This window comes from Pseudomonas sp. PDM10 (assembly GCF_014852295.1).
In the GTDB taxonomy this organism is placed as follows: Bacteria; Pseudomonadota; Gammaproteobacteria; order Pseudomonadales; family Pseudomonadaceae; genus Aquipseudomonas.
Window position 1 is genome coordinate 1 of record NZ_JACVBJ010000022.1, and the last position, 495, is coordinate 495.

A 495-nucleotide genomic window follows, 5' to 3' on the forward strand; every position below is an offset into this window, starting at 1 on the left:
GCCGTGCGCATCACCCACCTTCCGACCGGTCTCGTCGTCACCAGTTCGGAAAAGTCGCAGCACCAGAACCGGGCAAAGGCGATGCAGGTCCTGCGCTCGCGCCTCTACGATATGGAGCGCCAGCGCGCCGACAGCGAACGCTCGGCCGACCGCAAGAGCCAAGTGGGCTCGGGCGACCGCCCCGAGCGCATTCGCACCTATAATTTCCCGCCGGGCCGCCTCACCGATCACCGCATCAACCTGACGCTCTACAAGCTCGATCGGATGATGATGGGCGAGATCGACGAGGTCGTCGATGCGCTGCTTGCCGACTACCAGGCGAGCCAGCTGGCGCTGCTTGGCGAACAGCGGGGCTGAGCCATGGCGGAAACGCTCGCGAGCCTCGTTGCCGAAAGCCGCGACCGCCTGCAAGCGGGCGGCATAGAGAATGCGGCGCTTGATGTGCGGCGTCTGATCTCCGGCCTGCTCGACATGTCGCTGAGCGCGGTCGTGTCT

Annotated in this window: 1 protein-coding gene; it reads left to right on the forward strand. The window is 65.9% G+C overall.

Translation table 11 applies throughout. The features are described from left to right. The coding region (locus IB252_RS29925) for a peptide chain release factor-like protein (protein ID WP_318652743.1) at positions 1–357 on the forward strand (357 nt) is incomplete at its 5' end. Positions 358–495 lie beyond the last annotated feature (138 nt).